The sequence below is a fragment of the Pseudomonas sp. genome (genome assembly GCF_051660785.1).
Taxonomy (GTDB): domain Bacteria; phylum Pseudomonadota; class Gammaproteobacteria; order Pseudomonadales; family Pseudomonadaceae; genus Aquipseudomonas.
The window spans coordinates 26413-43089 of sequence record NZ_JBOFQE010000087.1 but is presented as its reverse complement, the minus strand read 5'-3'; the positions used below and the strand labels follow the sequence as shown (position 1 = coordinate 43089).

At 59.7% G+C, this 16677-nt stretch carries 20 protein-coding genes and 3 pseudogenes; 11 read left to right on the top strand and 12 right to left on the bottom strand.

Annotated elements, in window-relative coordinates:
• Positions 1 to 27: 27 nt before the first annotated feature.
• Positions 28 to 111, bottom strand: a pseudogene (locus ACRC4F_RS23250) (DUF1801 domain-containing protein); the annotation flags it as partial.
• 152 nt (positions 112 to 263) lie between these two features.
• On the bottom strand, positions 264 to 1199 hold the full coding sequence (locus tag ACRC4F_RS23245) for a Ppx/GppA phosphatase family protein (protein ID WP_438661460.1): 936 nt from the start codon (positions 1197 to 1199) through the stop codon (positions 264 to 266).
• A 176-nt stretch (positions 1200 to 1375) separates the two neighbouring features.
• Here ACRC4F_RS23245 and ppk2 point away from each other — a divergent pair, with 176 nt between their 5' ends.
• Positions 1376 to 2293: a polyphosphate kinase 2 gene (gene ppk2, locus ACRC4F_RS23240; protein WP_438661459.1), complete on the top strand. Its 918-nt coding sequence runs from the start codon at positions 1376 to 1378 to the stop codon at positions 2291 to 2293.
• Between the two features lie 75 nt (positions 2294 to 2368).
• On the opposite strand, the gene ACRC4F_RS23235 is transcribed toward ppk2, so the two are convergent.
• Positions 2369 to 2827, bottom strand: a complete 459-nt coding sequence (locus tag ACRC4F_RS23235; RefSeq protein WP_438661458.1) for an arsenate reductase ArsC — start codon at positions 2825 to 2827, stop codon at positions 2369 to 2371.
• Between the two features lie 215 nt (positions 2828 to 3042).
• On the opposite strand from ACRC4F_RS23235, the gene ACRC4F_RS23230 reads away from it, so the two are divergent.
• The 3 genes from ACRC4F_RS23230 to ACRC4F_RS23220 all read left to right on the top strand — a co-directional run bounded on the left by ACRC4F_RS23230 (position 3043) and on the right by ACRC4F_RS23220 (position 4822).
• On the top strand, positions 3043 to 3495 hold the full coding sequence (locus ACRC4F_RS23230) for a thiol-disulfide oxidoreductase DCC family protein (RefSeq protein WP_438661457.1): 453 nt from the start codon (positions 3043 to 3045) through the stop codon (positions 3493 to 3495).
• The gene (locus ACRC4F_RS23225) at positions 3492 to 3860 is read left to right on the top strand and encodes a DoxX-like family protein (RefSeq protein ID WP_438661456.1); all 369 of its coding nucleotides are present in this window, start codon (positions 3492 to 3494) and stop codon (positions 3858 to 3860) included. Before ACRC4F_RS23230 ends, ACRC4F_RS23225 begins: the two co-directional genes overlap by 4 nt.
• Before the next feature lie 71 nt (positions 3861 to 3931).
• Positions 3932 to 4822 (top strand): LysR family transcriptional regulator, encoded by an 891-nt coding sequence (locus tag ACRC4F_RS23220; protein ID WP_438661455.1) that lies wholly within the window; start codon positions 3932 to 3934, stop codon positions 4820 to 4822.
• A gap of 1 nt (position 4823) precedes the next feature.
• On the opposite strand, the gene ACRC4F_RS23215 is transcribed toward ACRC4F_RS23220, so the two are convergent.
• The 3 genes from ACRC4F_RS23215 to ACRC4F_RS23205 are packed head-to-tail and all read right to left on the bottom strand — an operon-like array spanning position 4824 to position 8231.
• Positions 4824 to 6005: a (R)-mandelonitrile lyase gene (locus ACRC4F_RS23215; protein WP_438661454.1), complete on the bottom strand. Its 1182-nt coding sequence runs from the start codon at positions 6003 to 6005 to the stop codon at positions 4824 to 4826.
• Between the two features lie 18 nt (positions 6006 to 6023).
• Positions 6024 to 7079, bottom strand: a complete 1056-nt coding sequence (locus tag ACRC4F_RS23210; RefSeq protein WP_438661453.1) for an alpha/beta hydrolase — start codon at positions 7077 to 7079, stop codon at positions 6024 to 6026.
• A gap of 57 nt (positions 7080 to 7136) precedes the next feature.
• Positions 7137 to 8231, bottom strand: coding sequence for an alpha/beta hydrolase (locus ACRC4F_RS23205; RefSeq protein WP_438661452.1), 1095 nt, complete (start codon positions 8229 to 8231; stop codon positions 7137 to 7139).
• Positions 8232 to 8587: 356 nt separating this feature from the next.
• Between ACRC4F_RS23205 and ACRC4F_RS23200 the strand changes: the two genes are divergently transcribed.
• Positions 8588 to 9652, top strand: a complete 1065-nt coding sequence (locus tag ACRC4F_RS23200) for an alpha/beta fold hydrolase (RefSeq protein WP_438661451.1) — start codon at positions 8588 to 8590, stop codon at positions 9650 to 9652.
• A 94-nt stretch (positions 9653 to 9746) separates the two neighbouring features.
• Here ACRC4F_RS23200 and ACRC4F_RS23195 read toward each other — a convergent pair whose 3' ends face one another.
• Positions 9747 to 10205, bottom strand: coding sequence for a metallophosphoesterase family protein (locus ACRC4F_RS23195; protein WP_438661450.1), 459 nt, complete (start codon positions 10203 to 10205; stop codon positions 9747 to 9749).
• A 90-nt stretch (positions 10206 to 10295) separates the two neighbouring features.
• A complete protein-coding gene (locus tag ACRC4F_RS23190; protein ID WP_438661449.1) occupies positions 10296 to 10532 on the bottom strand; it encodes a hypothetical protein in 237 nt (78 codons plus the stop codon).
• Positions 10533 to 10688: 156 nt separating this feature from the next.
• On the opposite strand from ACRC4F_RS23190, the gene ACRC4F_RS23185 reads away from it, so the two are divergent.
• The 3 genes and pseudogenes from ACRC4F_RS23185 (at position 10689) to ACRC4F_RS23175 (ending at position 12033) form a co-directional block, all read left to right on the top strand.
• The gene (locus ACRC4F_RS23185) at positions 10689 to 11144 is read left to right on the top strand and encodes a VOC family protein (protein ID WP_438661448.1); all 456 of its coding nucleotides are present in this window, start codon (positions 10689 to 10691) and stop codon (positions 11142 to 11144) included.
• A gap of 62 nt (positions 11145 to 11206) precedes the next feature.
• Positions 11207 to 11320, top strand: a pseudogene (locus tag ACRC4F_RS23180) (GNAT family N-acetyltransferase); the annotation flags it as partial.
• A gap of 110 nt (positions 11321 to 11430) precedes the next feature.
• Positions 11431 to 12033: an AAA family ATPase gene (locus tag ACRC4F_RS23175; RefSeq protein WP_438661447.1), complete on the top strand. Its 603-nt coding sequence runs from the start codon at positions 11431 to 11433 to the stop codon at positions 12031 to 12033.
• On the opposite strand, the gene ACRC4F_RS23170 is transcribed toward ACRC4F_RS23175, so the two are convergent.
• The 3 genes from ACRC4F_RS23170 to ACRC4F_RS23160 form a co-directional block, all read right to left on the bottom strand.
• Positions 12027 to 12998: an MBL fold metallo-hydrolase gene (locus ACRC4F_RS23170; protein ID WP_438661446.1), complete on the bottom strand. Its 972-nt coding sequence runs from the start codon at positions 12996 to 12998 to the stop codon at positions 12027 to 12029. The two genes, ACRC4F_RS23175 and ACRC4F_RS23170, sit on opposite strands and share 7 nt — an antisense overlap.
• Positions 12999 to 13193: 195 nt before the next feature.
• Positions 13194 to 13889, bottom strand: coding sequence for a tRNA (adenine(22)-N(1))-methyltransferase (locus tag ACRC4F_RS23165; protein ID WP_438661445.1), 696 nt, complete (start codon positions 13887 to 13889; stop codon positions 13194 to 13196).
• Positions 13890 to 14105: 216 nt separating this feature from the next.
• Entirely contained in the window at positions 14106 to 14447 is a 342-nt protein-coding gene (locus ACRC4F_RS23160) for a hypothetical protein (RefSeq protein ID WP_438661444.1), read from the bottom strand.
• A 207-nt stretch (positions 14448 to 14654) separates the two neighbouring features.
• Here ACRC4F_RS23160 and ACRC4F_RS23155 point away from each other — a divergent pair, with 207 nt between their 5' ends.
• The gene (locus tag ACRC4F_RS23155) at positions 14655 to 14906 is read left to right on the top strand and encodes a hypothetical protein (protein WP_438661443.1); all 252 of its coding nucleotides are present in this window, start codon (positions 14655 to 14657) and stop codon (positions 14904 to 14906) included.
• A 247-nt stretch (positions 14907 to 15153) separates the two neighbouring features.
• Here ACRC4F_RS23155 and ACRC4F_RS23150 read toward each other — a convergent pair whose 3' ends face one another.
• Entirely contained in the window at positions 15154 to 15537 is a 384-nt protein-coding gene (locus tag ACRC4F_RS23150) for a VOC family protein (RefSeq protein ID WP_438661442.1), read from the bottom strand.
• Positions 15538 to 15690: 153 nt separating this feature from the next.
• On the opposite strand from ACRC4F_RS23150, the pseudogene ACRC4F_RS23145 reads away from it, so the two are divergent.
• Both ACRC4F_RS23145 and ACRC4F_RS23140 read left to right on the top strand, forming a co-directional pair.
• A pseudogene (locus ACRC4F_RS23145) lies at positions 15691 to 15819 on the top strand (HIT family protein); the annotation flags it as partial.
• Between the two features lie 239 nt (positions 15820 to 16058).
• Positions 16059 to 16577 carry a cysteine hydrolase family protein gene (locus tag ACRC4F_RS23140; RefSeq protein ID WP_438661441.1) on the top strand — a complete coding sequence of 173 codons (519 nt, stop codon included), beginning with the start codon at positions 16059 to 16061 and terminating at the stop codon, positions 16575 to 16577.
• Positions 16578 to 16677: the final 100 nt, after the last annotated feature.

The following is a 16677-nucleotide window of genomic DNA, read 5'->3' as shown; positions in this document are numbered from 1 at the left end:
AAAGGCTCGCCAGCTGCAATTGCCCCCTCGGCCCCTGGCGAGGGTCTCGCCCCGCCAATCACTCAGCTCCTTGATTCTCGCGTCTATCAGCGAAGAGGCATCTTCCCCTTCTCCTTCCTTTGCGCGAAGGCTTCCTTCTTCATGGGGTTGCCACCTCTGTCAGGATGGTTTCGCCCGCTCCAGGATAGTTGCCGTTTTCCCGCCGCTTGAGTCTCGCTGACTGACGGTTTGCGCCTAGGTAACGCCAGGCGTGCAGCACCCAGTCAGTGCCTGGCCATCAACCCATGCAACACCCCAAGTCTCAACCCGGCTTCAGAAGGTGTCATCTGCGCGATACCAAATACCTTGAACGCGGCCAGCATGACCACCAGACCGCCCGGCAAGGTACTCAGGCGATGAGTTTGCAAACCCGCCAACCTGAGTTGATTGACATGCCCCGCTTCAAGCAGGCGCAACGACAGGCGCAGCAGGCCGCCGTAAGTGATTCCGCTGTGGCCATCGTCATTCAAGCCGTTGGCCTTGAGGACTTTGGCGAGCATCCGCGCGGTGCCTGAAGAGCCGATGGCCTGCTGCCAACCCAATGCCCGATAACGTCGTGCAATCTTTTCAAACTGCACCGTGGCGACACGCTCGGCTTCCAGAAGAGCCTGAGTCGTAATGCACCCGCCCTGAAAGTAACGTGTACCAAAAGTGCCGCTGCCAATGGCGATGCTTTCGGTCAACAGCGGCTGAGTGCCCTGCCCCAGAATCAACTCGGTTGACCCGCCGCCAATGTCCACGACGAGTCGCATACTCGCGGCACTCGGTATTGTATGGGCAACGCCGGCATACACCAGCCGGGCTTCTTCATGCCCGGAGATCACGTCAATCCGAAAACCCAGGTGGCGCTCGGCACTGGTCAGAAACAGTTGGGCATTGTCGGCCTCGCGCACCGCGCTGGTGGCCACGGCGCGCACCCGCCCGGCCTCGAAGCCGCGCAGTTTTTTGCCGAATCGCGCGAGTGCCTGCCATCCCCGATCCAGCGCCAGCTCATCCAGTGCGCCGCCCTGAAAACCTTCCGACAAACGGACCGGCTCGCGCAGGGTTTTGACTTCCTGGATCACGATCTGCTGGTTGCGTCTGACCGACTGGCCAATCATCAGGCGAAACGCATTGGAGCCCAGGTCAATGGCCGCAAACAGGGAGGCGTCTCCTTTCATGGTGGGGCATCCTGGCAAATTCACGGGTGTTCAAGACGGTTTGTGATGATCCTGCCACGCCTTACGTGACACCAGGATGACACCGCACTTTATTGGCCCCGCCCCGTCATCGTCACCTCTCCGTCATATCCCCCGGCCTAGCATGGCCACTTCCACCTTCGTCAGGAGTTCCAGCCATGCTTCTAACCAATGACACCCTGGTGCAACGCATCCATCGCGAGCTGCTCGATCACAGCGATGAAGAACTGGAACTGGAACTGCTCGAGGACGGACACGACCTGAACGCGCTGTTTGACGAACACCTGAGCGACAACAACGAAAAGGAAGAAAGACGCCGCTACTTCAGCGAACTGTTCCGCCTGCAAGGCGAGCTGGTGAAGCTGCAGAGCTGGGTGGTCAAGACCGGGCACAAAGTGGTGATTCTGTTTGAAGGACGTGATGCGGCGGGTAAAGGTGGAGTGATCAAACGCATCACCCAACGACTCAATCCCCGGGTCTGCCGGGTAGCCGCCCTGCCCGCGCCCAATGACCGCGAACGCACGCAATGGTATTTCCAGCGCTACGTCTCGCACCTGCCGGCCGCGGGTGAAATCGTCCTGTTCGACCGAAGCTGGTACAACCGCGCCGGTGTCGAGCAGGTCATGGGGTTTTGCAACGCCGACCAATATGAAGAGTTCTTCCGCACCGTGCCGGAGTTCGAACGGATGCTCGCCCGCTCCGGTATTCAGTTGATCAAATACTGGTTCTCCATCTCCGACCAGGAACAGCACCTGCGCTTTCTCAGTCGGATTCATGACCCGCTCAAACAATGGAAACTCAGCCCCATGGACCTCGAGTCCCGTCGACGCTGGGAGGCCTACACCAAGGCCAAGGAAATCATGCTCGAACGCACCCACATCGCCGAAGCACCGTGGTGGGTGGTGCAGGCCGACGACAAGAAGAAAGCCCGGCTCAACTGCATCAATCACCTGCTCAAGCAGATGCCTTATGAAGAGGTGGAACAGGCGGTGATCCAGTTACCGGAACGCGAGCGCCAGGAAGACTATTCGCGCAATCCGACGCCACCGGAAATCATTGTGCCTCAGGTTTATTGAGGCCGGCTAGACGGGGTAGTTTGCGCTTGCGGCAGTCTCAATAGAGACTGCCGCCTCCATACCCGTGGGACGCGATCAGGCTTGAGTGGTGTCTGGTGGCGCAACGCCAGCCTCTGCGCTTGAAGGGCGAGTCTTTACAGTGACGAACATTTTGACGCGATCGTGAATTTCCTGGAGCGCATGACGAAAGGGCTCGTGCCGCTCACTGCTTGCCGGATCCTCAAAGTTCCACGTTATCACCTCGCCGGGAAACGACATCCTGCCTGCCTCTGCTGATGACTTGTCACACAACGTGATGACATAGTCGAACGCCTGCCCCTCAAACTCTTCGATTGATTTGCTGCGCAACCCGCTTATATCGATGCCGATATGGTCGAGCGAATCCCACGTACGCGGGTCGACCTCGCTGCTCTCCAGGCCTGCGCTGAACGCTTCAAAGTGATCGGAGTCGGTATGCTTGAGCAAGGCTTCCGCCATCAATGAACGAATGTCATTTTTTGCGCAGACGAACAGAACACGGCGTTTGTCGGTCATGGTCATTTCCCCTTTTTATTCGGTGGTAAGAGTGAACTGGAAGAGGGTTGCGCTGATTAGAGTAGAGCAGCGTTTCTGCTTGTGGGGAGACTTGTCCGATAGGACGCACTTTCACATGCACCACACTGACAGGCTAATGTGACAGGCAATCCGAAAAGACTTTCGGCCAGACACGCGGGTATGATCCGGGATCCCCCCCTTACAGCCCCCTACCTATGCCAGCGTCCAGAACCCGCCCCTCTCCCGCGCCCTTACTCCAGCCAGGCGAAACCGTGGTCTTGTTCGACGGCGTGTGCAAGCTCTGCAATGGCTGGGCGAGGTTCTTGATCCGTCATGATCGCCATCGACGCGTGCGTCTCGCGGCAGTGCAATCGCCCGAGGGGCAAGCGCTGCTGGCGTGGGCAGGTTTGCCCCTGGATCAATTCGACACCATGGCCGTGATCCGCGACCGGCACTACTGGGTGCGTTCGGATGCCGTGGTCGAAATCATCGCCCAATTGCCGCGTGCCTGGCGTCCACTGGGACTGTTGCGCGTCTGCCCACGCACGCTGCGCGATTGGGCCTACGATCGCATTGCACTGAATCGCTATCGGCTTTTTGGAAAATACGACACGTGCCTGTTGCCCAGTCCCGACCATGAACGTCGATTCTTGAAAACGCCCACGTGAGCGCCTTGAAACGCACCCACTGGATCGCCCGGGGAAGCCTGGCGTTCATGTTTGCCTACCACGGTCTGGTGCCCAAGCTGCTGTGGCTGAGTACTGGCGAGCGGACCATGATTCAAGCCCATGGTATCGATCAGGTGGAGTTGTTTGCCTATGCCGCCGGGGTCGTGGAAATTGCCCTGGCCTTATGGCTATTGCTCGCGTCGCGCATTGCCTGGCCGCTGATTGTCGCCTCGACGGCACTGGCTGGCCTGCTGCTGGATGTCGCGATTTTTAACCCGTCCATGCTCAGGGATGCCTTCAATCCCGTCACCCTCAATGTGGCCGGCCTGGCGCTCTGTGCGGTGACCTGGAACACCAGGGCTTGAGTGAAAGTGGCGCCGGACGCCAGGTCGTACAGGTGGCATAATCGCAAACTGTTTATAACAGGGGCGTATTAATGACCGCTGACAGTTACGACCAACTTGCGATCTTTTCGGCCGTGGCACAGGAGCGCAGTTTCACCCGCGCCGCTGCCAGACTGGGCATGTCGCAACCCGCCTTGAGCCGGGCCATGCGGCAGTTGGAGGAGCGACTGGGTGTTCGTTTGCTGTCTCGCACCACCCGCAGCGTCTCCCCCACGGAAGCGGGCGAACATCTGCTGCGAGTGATCGCCCCACGCTTCGAAGAGATCGACAACGAGCTGGCCTTGCTCAGCGAATTCCGCGACAAGCCGGCGGGCAAACTGCGTATCACCGCTGGCGAGCATTGCGCGATCACGGTCCTGCAACCTGTGCTCGCGAAGCTGCTGCCTGACAATCCCGACCTCAACATCGAAATCATCGTCGACTACGGCCTGACCGACATCGTGGCGCAAGGCTTCGACGCCGGGGTGCGGTTAGGCCAACAGGTGGCCAAGGACATGATCGCGATGCGCATCGGGCCCGACATGCGCATGGCGGTGGTCGGCTCCCCGACGTATTTCGCACGGTACTCGAAACCGAAAATCCCCAGCGATCTGATGCAGCACAATTGCATCAACCTGCGCATGCCGACTCACGGCGGCCTGTTCCTCTGGGAGTTCGAGAAGAAAGGGGAGGAATTGAAAGTACGCGTCGAAGGCCAAATGGTGTTCAACAACATCGCCATGCGCCTGGAGGCCGCGCTCCAGGGGTTGGGCCTGGCCTACATGCCGGAAAACGTGGTGCAGGAGCATGTCGCGCAGGGCCGGTTGATTCGCGTACTCGCCGATTGGTGCGAGCCGTTCTCCGGATACCACCTCTACTACCCGAGCTGGCGACAAAGTTCACCGGCCTTTACGTTGCTGCGCGAAGCCCTGCGCTACACCTGACTCAGGGCCGCCCCGCCGCCGCAGCCAGATGCTTGTCCAGCGCCTCGCCAGCCCGTCTGGCCGCCTCGGCATCGCCATGGTCGGCCAGTCCCTGGATCAGTTGACGCAATTGCCCGACGCTCAAACCGACCCGCAGGCTGGCGGCCATGTGTGAACGCAGTTGCGCCTCTACGCCGGGGGTGGCGGCCAGGGCTGCGACGGTGGCCAGCTCACGGCTTTGCCAGTCCAGGTTGTCGCGCTCGAAGATGTCGCCAAACAAATGCGCCTGCAAATATTGGTTGATGACCGGTGCGAAATCGAACAGCGGGCCCTGCACCGGCGCTCCGGAAATGCGCGTCTGGTTGGCCTTGCCCACGGCGAGCAATTCGTTGCCGGTGGGAATGACACGACCGGGCTCGCGTCCCGGGTCGTCCTGAATCCCGCGTTGCTTGCGCGCCTCCACCACCTTCATCAACTCGCCGAGGGCGTTGAGGCTGCGCGGAAAACCGCTGTAGGCATAGAGTTGCACCAGGATTTCCCTGGCCTCGCTGACGGTGAGGCCCGCATCCAGCCCCTGGTTCAAGGCCGCATTGAGTTTGGGCATGTTGCTCGTGGCCATTGAAGCGGCAATCAACGGGATCGCCCGTTGCCTGGCTGACAGCACTTCGGAAACTTTGTGTTCGGCGGACGTTGCTGGCAGCGTTACCGGACCTGGTGCGCTGCTGGGGTAGTCGGTGACTTTCTCCAGCCACTGCACGCTCTTGCCTTCCACCACGCCGGTCACGGCCAGATGAGTCATGGCGCTAGCCGGTGCGGCACCGTGCCAATGCTTGACGCCCGGCGGGCAGACGATCACATCCCCCGCACGGATTTCCTGCACGGGCTTGCCCCACTCCTGAACCAAACCCACACCGGCGGTCACCACCAATCGCTGGCCTGCGGGATGGGTGTGCCAGGCCGAGTGCGCACCGGGCTCAAAGGTGACGTAAGCACCGGATGCGTTGATTTCATTCGTGACGGTAAACAAGGGATCGACGCGTACCCGCCCGGTGAAATAATCCGCCAGCCCCGCTGCCGAAGCCTGAGTGCCTGCACGGCGGATCTGCTGGGAAGTCAGGGATTCACTGGCGTTGTCGGCTGATCCGGCGGCGCTGGCGAAGGGCGCCGCGGCGCACATCGCGATCCCGAAAAGGGTTTTGTTCATGATGACGGCTCCTTGAAGTCAGAGCGTTCTGGCGTAGAACGCGGTCAGTTGGTCCATGGCGACGTCGACGTAGGCAGGCACCCAATAGGTTTCGATATGGGTCGCGCCATCGATCTTGAACAACGATTTGTCCTTGGTGCCGGTGGCCTTGGAAAAGGCTTGCTCCGACATGTACAGGCTGTCGGCCTTGCTGCCGGCGATCATCAGCAACGGCTTGTCGATCAGTTCGATCTGGTCCGTTGCATCGAAGCTCATCAGGTCCAGCAAACTGCTCAGGGTGTATCTGAACGTCGAGTTAGGGTGAGCATGGGTTTTGCCGTAATACTCGAAACCCTGTCGATACAGATCAAACGGCAACTTGGCGATTTGCTCATCGGTCAGCTTGGCATCCCCGGTGTACAGAATCTCGCCGCCGGCCGCTTCCTGCGCACGGGCAGCGGACGCTTGCTGCAAGCGTTCCTGAACCGTGGACAGTTGCGAATCCCGGTAGCCATTTCGGCGAACCAGACCTGAATTGAACATGCTCAAGGTCGCGATCGACTGGAAACGCTTGTCGCTTTGCGCCGCCTTCAACGAATAGCCGCCACCGCCGCAGATGCCGAGCAGGCCCAGACGCGTGCTGTCGACGCCAGGATAGCCGGCGATGAAGTCTGCCATGCCGTGGATGTCCTCGACGCGATACGCGGGTTTGTCGACATTGCGCGGCTCACCGCCACTGGCGCCCTGATACGCCGCGTCCGCGGTGATCGTGATGTAGCCCTGATCAGCCAGACGCTGGGCATACAAACCGGCGACTTGCTCCTTCACCCCGCCATTGGGATGCGCCACCACGACCACCGGATATTGCTTCGCCGAGTCATAGTTCGCGGGCGTGTAGACGTTGGCGGTAATGTCCAGGCCATTGAGCTTGTAGGTGACCGGATGAATGTTGACCTTGCCCGGCTCGTTCTTGGTCAGCGCGCCGCCGTAGGTCAAGGTGAATGGATTCTGCTTGTAGTCAGCGGCCTCGGACTCGGCTGCTGACAGTCCGATCATGGCGGCCAGAACGGTGGCCTTCAGGGTGGTTCGTGTCATCTGAATAATCCTGCGAATTCGACTTCTGAGGGGCACGGCGACGCTCGCCGCGCGTGTTCAATCCAGGTCATTTTCTGCGAGAAACTTCGAAACGAGATCTGCGATCTCGACGTTGTTGAGGTCCGAAAAAGGAAAGTGGGAATTGCCCTTGATCCCGATCTCCGGCAAGTGAATGAGCCTGACGTCACCGCCATGCCGATTGACGGTATCTCGCCACAGACGCGCCATCTCGAGCCGGGCTCGCCAGCTGTCTTGCGCGGGCAGACGCACAGGTTTTTCGGGGATGTTGTCGCCATAGAAAATGACGATGGGAAGGCGAGTCAGCGCTTCGAACTGCGCCTTTGAGACGACCTGGGCCGAGAGCGTGTCGAACGCGCTGGGAATCGGCTTGGGGGCTTCGCCCTCGGGAAACACAAAGCTGCTGCCCGGCTCGAACGCCACAATGGCGCGCACATTGCGGCTCTTGATCGCCGTCAGCCAACCGGGGCCGCCACCCTGCGAATGGGTGAACAAAATGGCCGGCCCGGTCTTTTCCAGCAGCGCGGAGACGCCATTGGAAATCACCTCAATGTCATAAGGACCGGTGTTGGGCGCCATCGAACGGAAGAATTGTTCCTGCGCCTCCTGCCCAAGTGGAAACTGACTGCCCTCGAAGTGGTTTGGCCACACACCAATGCGAAACTGGTTGAACCACAGCTGCTCGTCCGGCACCGGTTTGATCGTCGTTCCAACCAGGCTGCGTCCCGCATCGCCACGGCGCGGCTGGTCGATCAGATAGGTGGCAAAGCCGCGCCGCAGGAAGAGGTTCTGGAACCCTTCCCGACCATCGGCCGTCGTCTCCCAGGACTTCGCGGACTGCCCGGCACCATGCAGCATGACAATCGGCAGCGGCCGAGCGTCGACCGGCACCTGGTAGAATGCATACAGGTGATCGCCGTGGAAGGTCTGGCCGTCGGGCTTCATCGGTGTGTACGGATCGAAGACACCCGGTTGGGTCATCACTGCGCCGCCGGCCGTCAGGCTGCCCTGCTCCTTGATGACCAACGGACTGCGCTCGCTCGCCTCCGCGACCGCGGCCGTGCACAGCGCGAAACACAGGGTGCCGGCCTTCGCCATGGCGGGCACACATTTGCGGATGAGGTGATGGGTCATAGGCTGCTCTCGGCTTGGAATCGCTGAGAGGCAACTTACCCTTCGAACATTGATGGATAAACAGCACCAATTGAATAGCACTGATACCAGAATCACATAAGTGTGAACCCGTTTGCGCGAAAGGCGTATCACGCCCAATGGACCTGTGTCCGCTGAGGGGAACGTCAGTCACGCCGATATTTAAAGGCACCAAAGACTGTGTATCAGAGTGTGTATGGCTATCCTCTTGATACATCAGTTTTCACCCGGCTTGCACTTCGACACAGGCCAGATACGTCACCGCGCTCAAATGTATCCAAGGTTTCAAGGGGATCAGCCAGACCCCCTGGCCAACGGCTTGCAACGGAGACATCACAATGAAGATGGCAATGCATAACAACATCGGCAGCACTCGCCGCCGCTTGGTCAGCGCGTCGATCCTGGCGTTTGCCCTTTTTGGCGCTCTTGGGGCGGCCCACGCACAAACGCCCGCCGCCCCACAGCCGGCCACGATCAAGGCCGATGTCACTTATGCAGCGCCCTCCCCATTCGGCCCGCTGAAACATGTCAATGCCGGGTTGCTGAACGTGGCGTACGCCGAAACGGGCCCGGCCAACGGGCCTGTGGTGATTTTGCTGCACGGCTGGCCGTACGACATTCACAGCTATGACGAGGTCGCGCCCTTGCTTGCCGCGAAAGGCTATCGAGTGTTGATGCCGTATGCGCGTGGTTATGGCGATACGCATTTCCTGTCCGACAAAACCCTTCGCAATGGCCAACCGGCTGCGCTGGCCAGTGACGTCATCGACTTCATGGATGCGCTGAAGATCAAACAAGCCGTGCTCGGTGGCTATGACTGGGGCGCGCGCTCGGCCGGCATCGTCTCGGCGCTGTGGCCAGAACGGGTCAAGGCGCTGGTCTCGGTCAGCGGTTATTTGATCGGCAATCAGGCGGCCGGCAAAAACCCGCTGCCACCCAAGGCTGAATTGCAGTGGTGGTATCAGTTTTACTTCGCCACCGACCGTGGTCGCGCCGGGTACGAGAAAAACACCCACGACTTCGCCAAGTTGATCTGGCAACTGGCCTCGCCGAAATGGGCGTTCGACGATGCCACGTTCGACCGTAGCGCCAAGGCGCTGGATAACCCCGACCACGTCGAGATCACCGTCTTCAACTACCGTTGGCGTCTGGGCATGGTGCAGGGCGAACCCCAATACGAAGCGCTTGAGCAGAAACTGGCCACGGCGCCGTCCATCAGCGTGCCGACCATCACCCTCGAAGGCGATGCCAACGGCGCGCCGCACCCTAAGCCTGAGGATTACGCCAAGCGTTTCACCGGCAAATACGAGTTCCGGCTGATCAGCGGCGGCATCGGCCACAACCTGCCGCAGGAAGATCCAAAGGCGTTTGCCAAAGCGGTGATTGACGCGGATCACCTCTGACGCCGATCTGAAACAGCACGTTCACAACGACGGCTCGTTTTATTAACGAGCCGTTTTTTTGTGAAGATGCGCTGGTGACCCACGCACTTTTAAATCACTCCAGCAGCGAGACCAGGCGCGGTTCCATGGAAGTCCCGAGCACCTCCAGCACAGCCAGCGTTACCGGCAACTTGAACCGCCTCCGTCCCGCGCTGCCAGGATTTAGATAAAGCTGATCGCCGCGCCACTCGATGCGTGGCTTGTGCGAGTGACCGGTGATGACGAGCTTGATGGCGGAGTCGAGCGCGACCGGCACATCGGCGATGTCATGCACCAGCAGCGTTTCCCATCCGTTGAGATCGAAACGAAGCAGGTCGGGGATCTTTTCTGCCCACGGGGCGCTGAGGTCATTGTTCCCCCGCACGACGTACAGCGGGGCAATTGCCTGTAGTTGATCGAGAATGTCGGCGTTGCCGATGTCACCCGCGTGAATGATCCGCTCACAACCCGCCAGGGCCGCAAGGGCTTCAGCGCGGAGCAAGCCATGGGTATCGGAAATCACGCCAACTTTCATGTTCGGCTCCGCAGCAGCTTCAGGAATCGGAACAGCGTGTAACCCGGTGAGGACAAGCAGCTTTGACGTGGCGGGCCGCTGCACCCGGCATTAACCGGGTTGATCGACGACCCTGATCCGCGTCAGCCCCAGCCGCTCAGCCTGTTCCAGAATCTGCTCCGGTGTCGCGTCCGCAGTGGGCATGATCAGGCTGTTTTCAGCATCCCCAAAATGCAGCTGTAGCAAGTGCATCGCTGCTTCATGGACAGGCAGCTGAGCCTGCTCCACTTCGAACAGGTGGCTGCGGGGCTCATCGTGGAACAGGTAGTCCAGGGTGCATTTATGCATGGGGAATCCTCTGCGAAAAAACAGTACGGCTTATTATCCCGACTCAACGGTCAGCGCTTGGTTCAACTGTTCGGTCAGGAAACAGCCATACCAGCCCCCTTCTAATTCTGAGATTGCCGTCGTTACCATGGACACCGGTTCGACAGGAGAAATGCAATGGAGCTGAAATTCAGTCACGTCGACGTACTGGTCATGAATCTCGAAGAAGCCTGTGCGTACTACGCACAGATACTCAAAGCCAGAATCTCTAAAACGCTCGTATGGGAACGTGGTGGTCTGCACGTGCGCTACGCGATTGCGTTGATCGGTCAGGAGCGTTTCATGCTGGTGCAACCACTGGCGGGAAACCTGAAGGAGCTCCTGGACGCCTCGGGCGAAGGCATGATTTACCGCCACTGCTACTCCACACCGGACATCGAGAAAGCCTACGACGAACTGATGGCCGCGGGTGTTCAGCCCGAGGACGAAAATGGAGAACCACTCGCCCGCGCGAACCTGCAATCCCCGTCCGGGGCCCGCATCATCTGGTTGCCCAAGCGCTTCGGACACTTCTCCATCGAGATATTGGAAGACAAGGCGCTGGAAGCCTTTATCGAGGATGCGTTTGCGTGAGATGAGCGGTGCTCTTCTACATCACATCGTTGAAAACCGCTTCCAATAATCCTTTACTTTTTTTCGTTTTCAAGACCAATGGGCCAGCTGCCAACTACTGGCAAAGACAGGGTTGGCAGCTCAGGTCTGATATCGATCGCTATTCGTTTACCCGGTCGGACAATGAGAACGTATGACCGAGTGACTACATTCATTCCCATGGTGTGGCCGCCTCACCTGTAAGCCTTTAACTGCCCATCCAAAACCTGCACAATCGCCGGCTTTTTTCGCGACAGGAAGTCCCCCCATGCAACGGATTGTCATTCTGGGCAATGCCGGTAGCGGCAAATCTACCTTGGCCCGCGCCCTCGGCAAGCGCCTGAACCTGCCCGTGGTCCACCTGGACACGCTGTTCTGGGAGCCTGGTTGGGTCGAGCCTGATGCTGAGCAATTCCGCGCACGGGTCCGCGCAGCGATCGCACCGAATGCCTGGATTTGTGAAGGCAACTATGCGCGGCGAACCTTCGACCTTCGCCTGCCCCATTCCGACCTGATCATCTGGCTCGATACGTCGCGCCTCACCTGTTTCACCCGGGTGATCATGCGCAGCGTAATGAATCGCCCTCGCGCTGACCTTCCAGCAGGCTGTACAGAGAAGCTCGATCGGGCGTTCCTGACCTTTCTGAACTTCGTGTGGAATTTCGATCGTGGCTATCGCCCAGGTATCGAGGCGGTGCGCCAGGCCATAGGCCCGCACATTCCTACACTGCACTTGCGCGGCACGCGGCAGATTGCCGCGTTTCTCGATAGCTTGCCCGCAACGACTGAAACCTCCGTCCAGCCTACATCCCCTGCGCGAGCGGGCTGCCTTGGCCTGGACGGAGGCCCGGACCGAACAACCGGTCAGTAGTCCCAGTAGGCCGCTACCCAGCGAAACGCATCACCGTCGATTGCCACTCGGCCAACGGAGGGAAACGGCAGGTGAGTGGCCACAAACAGCTCGCCGCTCGCCGCCGCCTCTTGCATAAGGCGCACCCGGACACGCACCGATTCCTCAGGGTCATGTTCAAAGCCGTTATGCCAATCGGGGTGTTCGAAGGCGACCGGGAACAGCGCGTCGCCGGCGAATGTCAGCCGCTCGCCGCCGGACGTCACGTAGACCACGCTGTGCCCCGGGGTGTGGCCGCCGGTGAGTTTGACGAGCACTCCCGGCGCCACCTCATATTCGTCTTCGAACGTGCACAGCTTGCTGTGGAATTCGTTGATGAACTGTTCGGCGGTTGAGCGCAAGACGTCCGGCACCGGTGACGGCATGGTAGTGAGCGAGAAGTCGGGGGACGCCCAGAACGCGACCTCGGTTGCCGAAACGTGGATTCGCACGTCCGCACGCAATCGGCTCTTCACGTCGTCGACGAGCAGCCCGCCAATGTGGTCCATGTGCATGTGGGTTATCACCACGTCGGTCACGGACCCAAGATCGATGCCGGCAGCCTCCAGTCGCTTGGGAAACATCCCGGCCCGCGGAAAGCCAGGGAACTGCCCTCCCAGTCCGGCGTCGACGAGTATGGTCTGGTCGCCGCTACGCAGCACCAGCACGTTCAGTGGCCAATCGAACGCGTCCGGTCCCAGGTACTGGTCCTTGAACCAGGCCGCGCGATCGGCAGGGTCGACATTGGTGGACATCGTCGAGGTCGGCAACGGTAGTACCCCATCACTGATCACGATGACGTCAATCTCACCGACCCGCAGTGCATAGCGCGAAGAAACCAGTTCCTCGACGCCTGATCCGCCGGCGTATGAGGTGCTGTCGTGCTGACCGATCCTTTCCTGGTGCGATCCATCCTTTGGGATGGGGAAGTTCAGATGCGTCGTCATGCTCATTCTCCGATTGCCTGGTTCAAGGAATCTTGAGCGAAAGCCGCGCTCTCGGTGCGAGAGGACGGATCGCCTGGAGCCTGAGTCTGCATCGCGACGCACCGCGCCAGCTACCATACCTGGGTATGGTGGGCATGCACTTTAGCGTGATCGCTTCATGCAAAAGGGTGTGAGAAGCCTGACCCTGAACCCGGCTCAAGCCAACAGTTCGGTGATCCAGCGGGCCTGCCGCGCGAGGTCCTGCACCTTTTCCTCGGGCACGGCCTGCCGCGCCCGGGCGAAGTGGGACAGGGTCTGCTGCTTGTGGCGCAGTATGCGCCGCCACTTGCCCAGGAATGCCGGGCTGCGCGCCTGCATCTGCAACGGGCCGAAGTACAACTCCTCGGCGGTATACAGGACCGGCCCGGCGCGCTCGGCGACGATGATTTCGTAGTCGAAGCGGTTTTCCCGCAGTACTTCCTCGCAGAGGATGCGGTAGCCATTTTCCATCAACCATTGGCGCAATGGCTGCTCGCCGCCGTTGGGCTGCAAGATCAGGCGTTCCTGCCCGCCAAGGCGCGCTTTGCCGCTGTCGAGAATGTCGCGGATCGTCTCGCCGCCCATGCCGCAGATGCTGATCGCCGTGATCCCGTCTTCCGGCTCGATCGCCGCCAGGCCATTGGCCAGGCGCACGGTGATGCGCTGGTCCAGGCCGTTCTCGCGCACGGTACGTTGTGCCGAATGGAACGGTGTCAATGCCACCTCGCCGGCCACCGCTGTCGCGATGATGCCACGGCGCATCAATGCCACCGGCAGGTAGCCGTGGTCCGAGCCGATATCGGCCAGGCGCGCACCGGCTGGCATGTGGGCTGCCACGCGCTCCAGGCGCATGGACAATGTCTGTTCGTTCAACTGCAGTTCCTTTTCACCACGATGTCCGGCACGCCTGGCATGGGTGCGGGGGCCCATGATGCTTGGTGAGGGAGGCAGGGTAAAGCACCCGCGTGGGCTGCGCCCGTATTCATTCGCAGACAAAAAAAGCCCCGCGACCGAAATGCGGTGCGGGGCAGAAAATTGGTTGGTTGCGGCCAACCAAAGGAGCGCTTGAAAAACGTTTACGGGCCGGTGTCAGATGCAATCCTGTGCGGCGCGTCCAAAACTCGAAGGCAGAAAGCTTGAAGCCAGCAACTGCCGCTCGTAGATAAACACCTTGCCACCACTGCCAGTCTTGTAGGCTTCCAGCACGTTGTCCGCGGAGACTTTGCTCGGCACCACGATCCGGTAGCTGCGCTGGGTCTGCGAGACGGTCGGGTTCAACGCACTGCCCTGCAATTTCGGTACGACGCAGTCGGCGTATTGAGCGGGTGTCTTGCTGGTCTGCAAGGTCAGCGTCGGGTCGTTCGGCGCAGAGGCGCAACCGGCGAGCAACAAAGAGGCAAACGCCATGGCAGGCACAAATAACGGGCGCATGGATGTCATCCTGAAAATAAAAAGTCCGGTTCAGCCAGTGACGAGACAGCGTCAGGGCCGGTGTTCGATGGGGGCGATTCTCCGGTGATTGCCGACAAAGCAGAACTTGTGTTTGGTGATTGTCACTATTACTTCACGCAATAGTTGCGCGCCGTGCAGACTCGTACACACTCCATCACAACCGAAAAATACTGATGAGGCCTCTCCTTGAGAACGTTTGACCTGATCCGCGACGCCGTCCTGCCCGATTTCCGCGACCGGGTGAGCGAGTATTTGATCGAGTACGAAAGCGTACTGATGAGCGAAAACGCGCCCGACCCGGAGCGAACGCGTGCCACTGCCAATCAGTTGCGCGGCTATCTGCGTGGGTTGAACACTACGCGGGTGTTGGGCATGGCGGATTGGGAGGAGCTGGATCGGCGGGTGGTGAGTACGTGGCTTTTAGCGCCTGACCAATGACGGGTTCGGCTTGTGGTGGCTGTGCGCGGGACACCTTCAGGTGTGCCGGATTCCTTCATTTCCGGTCGGTCAACCCGCGAACAGCTGCCACCGTTTCGTTTGACCGCGAAGGGTGGCGGCTCCGTTAAGTAGACGTTGGCCACAGACGCCCACTTTGTGGCGAGGGGAATTATCCCCTCGCCACACAAGCTCACTCGTACTCAACTGAAGATAGTTTTCAAGCGAATAGCATCAGCCTCAACCGGACTTAATCGGGGCTGAAGCAATAGGCCGCCAGTTTGTTACCGTCCAGATCACGGGCATACGCCGCGTAGGCGTTCGGTGCCCAGCCGCGCGGTCCCGGGAGGCCTTCACAGGTACCACCAGCAGCCAATGCGGCGGCATGAAACGCGTCGATGGCGGCACGGGTCGGTGCCTCGAAACTCACGGTCACCCCATTGCCAACGCTGGCAGGTGCACCGTTCGCCGGCTTCAGAACAAAGAAAGCCGGCGAGTTCTCGCCCCAGATAGAACCGTTGTCGCCGAGGTCGGCGATACGTTTCTGGCCAAGTTCGCCCAGTACGTTGTCGTAGAAACCGCGGGCCTTGCTCAAGTCATTGGTGCCGACTGTAACGTGAGTGAATACGCTCATTTTTATAGCTCTTCGTCAGGTTGAGAAAGACGCGCAGTACGGCGTCGGGGTTCGGCAAAGAATGTGCCCCGGTCCTTTGAAAGAACAGTGATGAATCGGTATTAATCCGATGCGAAGAGCGCATAGACACAGCGGTGCCCTTCACAACAGCTGACATTGACTGACGGGGCGGAACTGACGCTGTTCATCTGGCGTGAATTTGGAGAGAGCCCGGAACCGCCGGCAGTGCAAGGGCCGTCAATCGACCGGGTTATAGATGATTTACGTAAAGCATTCAGATAGGGGCAGCGAGTTTGTTTGCTCTGCTCGTAGCGTTCACTTGCCAACCCGGTACCGCGCAGCTACTGTCAGCTCTATGAATCAACCACTAATTATCTTGACCACGACTACCACGACCGCCAAGGGCGGGTCGTGAGAGGTGTCGTGAGCCAATAACGCACGAACTTCAAAGGCCCGCCAGCGATGGATAGGGCCTTTTCTTTTGCCCTTGTGTCGCTGGCCAAAACGCATGGAAAAGCACTATGTATGCACTGTTGATTCTCGATATGCAGGTTGGATTGTTTCATGGCGCGGATAAACCGTGGGCTGGCGACGCGCTGGTAGACACGTTGAACAATCTGTTGAATAAAGCCCGGAGTGCGGGCGCCCCCATTTTTCTCGCCCGCCACATTGGTCCACCTGGTTCGCCAATCGAGCCTGGGAGCCCGTTGACGCAGCTGGTGCAGGAACTGGTGCTGCAGGGCGACGAAGTGATTTTCGAAAAAAGTCGACCCAACGCCTTCACCGAGACAGTTCTGGCCGATCAGCTACGGGCTTGTGGTACTCAGGGTGTGGTCATTGCCGGAATGAAGACCCAATACTGTGTCGACAGCACCTGCCGCGCCGCACGAGACAATGGTTTCGATGCGGTGCTGATCGCCGATGGTCATTCCTGCACGGACACCTCTTTGCTGAAGGCCGAAGAAATTGTCGCTCATCACAATGCGACCCTCGCGGGTCCATTCTGTCGTGTTGTAAACGCTGAGGGCTGGTGTTTCTAACCGCCATCGACGGACCTGTCCGAGTCAGAGCCGATCCGTCCGCATTGTGTCGATTGCCACCCCTCACGACACATATTGATCAGGTCAAAAGCGTTTAATA

Coding starts and splice junctions, on each gene's coding strand:
- ACRC4F_RS23205 (WP_438661452.1), bottom strand. CDS start 8,231: ATGACCCATCACCTCATCCGCAAATGTGTGCCCGCCATGGCGAAGGCC.
- ACRC4F_RS23140 (WP_438661441.1), top strand. CDS start 16,059: ATGTATGCACTGTTGATTCTCGATATGCAGGTTGGATTGTTTCATGGC.
- ACRC4F_RS23235 (WP_438661458.1), bottom strand. CDS start 2,827: ATGACCGACAAACGCCGTGTTCTGTTCGTCTGCGCAAAAAATGACATT.
- ACRC4F_RS23170 (WP_438661446.1), bottom strand. CDS start 12,998: ATGACGACGCATCTGAACTTCCCCATCCCAAAGGATGGATCGCACCAG.
- ACRC4F_RS23150 (WP_438661442.1), bottom strand. CDS start 15,537: ATGAGCGTATTCACTCACGTTACAGTCGGCACCAATGACTTGAGCAAG.
- ACRC4F_RS23210 (WP_438661453.1), bottom strand. CDS start 7,079: ATGACACGAACCACCCTGAAGGCCACCGTTCTGGCCGCCATGATCGGA.
- ACRC4F_RS23245 (WP_438661460.1), bottom strand. CDS start 1,199: ATGAAAGGAGACGCCTCCCTGTTTGCGGCCATTGACCTGGGCTCCAAT.
- ACRC4F_RS23175 (WP_438661447.1), top strand. CDS start 11,431: ATGCAACGGATTGTCATTCTGGGCAATGCCGGTAGCGGCAAATCTACC.
- ACRC4F_RS23220 (WP_438661455.1), top strand. CDS start 3,932: ATGACCGCTGACAGTTACGACCAACTTGCGATCTTTTCGGCCGTGGCA.
- ACRC4F_RS23195 (WP_438661450.1), bottom strand. CDS start 10,205: ATGAAAGTTGGCGTGATTTCCGATACCCATGGCTTGCTCCGCGCTGAA.
- ACRC4F_RS23190 (WP_438661449.1), bottom strand. CDS start 10,532: ATGCATAAATGCACCCTGGACTACCTGTTCCACGATGAGCCCCGCAGC.
- ACRC4F_RS23185 (WP_438661448.1), top strand. CDS start 10,689: ATGGAGCTGAAATTCAGTCACGTCGACGTACTGGTCATGAATCTCGAA.
- ACRC4F_RS23160 (WP_438661444.1), bottom strand. CDS start 14,447: ATGCGCCCGTTATTTGTGCCTGCCATGGCGTTTGCCTCTTTGTTGCTC.
- ACRC4F_RS23215 (WP_438661454.1), bottom strand. CDS start 6,005: ATGAACAAAACCCTTTTCGGGATCGCGATGTGCGCCGCGGCGCCCTTC.
- ACRC4F_RS23200 (WP_438661451.1), top strand. CDS start 8,588: ATGAAGATGGCAATGCATAACAACATCGGCAGCACTCGCCGCCGCTTG.
- ACRC4F_RS23230 (WP_438661457.1), top strand. CDS start 3,043: ATGCCAGCGTCCAGAACCCGCCCCTCTCCCGCGCCCTTACTCCAGCCA.
- ppk2 (WP_438661459.1), top strand. CDS start 1,376: ATGCTTCTAACCAATGACACCCTGGTGCAACGCATCCATCGCGAGCTG.